Origin of the sequence: Saccharomonospora saliphila YIM 90502 (assembly GCF_000383795.1) — a bacterium.
Classification (GTDB): Bacteria; Actinomycetota; Actinomycetes; order Mycobacteriales; family Pseudonocardiaceae; genus Saccharomonospora; species Saccharomonospora saliphila.
Window position 1 is genome coordinate 19,254 of sequence record NZ_KB912692.1, and the last position, 1,807, is coordinate 21,060.

A 1,807-nucleotide genomic window follows, 5' to 3' on the forward strand; every position below is an offset into this window, starting at 1 on the left:
ATCGCGCCCCACAGCTGCGCGAGCGCCACGTGGTCGTAGGCGGCGATCCACGCCCACAGCTCGATCCCGCCGTCCGGGGTGCCGAAGAAGTCCAGCAGGTCGTCGCGGATGCGGCCGCGGCTGCGCCAGGCCGGGTCGCCCGGCGGCGGCAGCTTGGTCAGCACGTGCTCGCGCACCCACGGCCCCGCACGCCCCGGGTCGAACTCCGTGGACACGGCGTAGAACTCGCGGCCCGACTCGTCCACGACACCGATCGAGACGAGCTCGATCGTCACGCCGTCCTCGATGAACTCGGTGTCGTAGAAGAACCGCACTCGGGCACGGTACTCGACGTCCTCGCGCGCCCGGTCAGCCCGCCTTCGACTCCGGGAGCCGGGTCACCTCCCGCACGTCGGTCTGCGCGGGCACCGCCGCGCGCACCCCGGCCTCCTCGGCGGATTGGAGTTCCTTGGCCTTGGCGGCGTAGATGTCGACGTACTCCTGGCCGGACAGCTCCATCAGCGCGTACATGATCTCGTCGGTGATCGACCGCTCGACGAAGCGGTCGCCGGAGAGCCCTTCGTACCGGGAGAAGTCCAGCGGCTCGCCGAAGTGGATCGCGATCCGGCGGGGACGCCACAGCCGGGACCCGATGGGGTTGACGTGCTCGGTGCCGACCATCGCGACGGGCACGACGGGCGCGCCGGACTCCAGCGCGATCCGGGCCACCCCGGTCTTGCCCTTGTACAACCTGCCGTCGGGCGAGCGCGTGCCCTCGGGGTAGATGCCGAGCAACCTGCCTTCCCGGACCAACCGGACCGCGGTGTCGATAGCGGCCTGGGCCGCCGACCCGCTGGACCGGTCGATGGGGAACTGCCCCACCCCGGTGAAGAACCACTTCTTGAGCCTGCCCTTGAGGCCCTTCTCGGTGAAGTACTCCTGTTTCGCGGGGAAGGTCACCCGGCCAGGGACATGCAGCGGCATGAAGAACGAGTCGGCCACCGCCAGGTGGTTGCCCGCCAGAATGACTCCGCGGTCGGTGGGGATGTTCTCCACACCCGTGACCTCGGCGGGCCACAACAGGCGCAACACGGGACCCGGCAGCACGTACTTCATGAACCAATACAGCACTGCGGTAGTCCCTCCTCGACACGTGTGGACCGGCGGCACGCGCGACCCGGACCGGGTACACCGCCGACCCCTCAGCCTACGAACCGGGCACGAACCGGCACAACCGAAGCGCCACCCGCGCACCGGCGCCGCGACCGACGTCACATCGCGGGCTTCGGCCGTGCGCTCGTACTGTCCCGCGCGGGCGGGAGTCCGTGCGACGATGGGGGCACCAAGCTCGACGGAAGGACGGCCGGGCATGCGTGTGCTCTCCGGTGCTGAACCGTTCTCCCACACCGGCTCGGACGGCGCCGGGGTGGTACCGGCCCGCCCGGTGCCCGCGGAGACCGTGCGCGCCCGCGACCGTACCGGGATCGTGCGTGAGCACGGCCGTCCCGGGGCAATCCCGCACCACGGCGCACCGGTGCCATCCGGGCGCGGCGTGCGGTTCGTGCAATCGGTCAGACAGGTTGGTGCCCGATGAGCGCAAGGTCAGGCGCGGACGGACCGGAGGACGTGGACGCCACCTTCGAGCGGATCGTGGCCGATCTGCGGGCGGAGGGGCTCGGCGCGGACCCCGGCGAGGTCGAACGCGGCCTCGCCGCCGACAGCGACGGCGACGACCTCGACGACGACACCGGCGACGTCGATCCCGGCGGCTACGACGGGACGGGCACGTCCCGGCGCGCTCCCCGGCGGGGACAGGACGCGTCGGCCG

2 protein-coding genes and 1 pseudogene are annotated in these 1,807 nt (G+C 71.6%); 1 reads left to right on the forward strand and 2 read right to left on the reverse strand.

Annotated features, from left to right (window positions below; translation table 11 throughout):
• Together SACSA_RS23135 and SACSA_RS0114740 are read right to left on the reverse strand one after the other, a co-directional pair.
• The coding region (locus SACSA_RS23135) for a 3'-5' exoribonuclease domain-containing protein (RefSeq protein ID WP_019816663.1) at positions 1-314 on the reverse strand (314 nt) is incomplete at its 3' end.
• Between the two features lie 34 nt (positions 315-348).
• Positions 349-1,110, reverse strand: a complete 762-nt coding sequence (locus SACSA_RS0114740; RefSeq protein ID WP_019816664.1) for a lysophospholipid acyltransferase family protein — start codon at positions 1,108-1,110, stop codon at positions 349-351.
• Between the two features lie 459 nt (positions 1,111-1,569).
• Between SACSA_RS0114740 and SACSA_RS0114750 the strand changes: the two are divergent.
• Positions 1,570-1,807 (forward strand): annotated as a pseudogene (locus SACSA_RS0114750) (hypothetical protein); the annotation flags it as partial.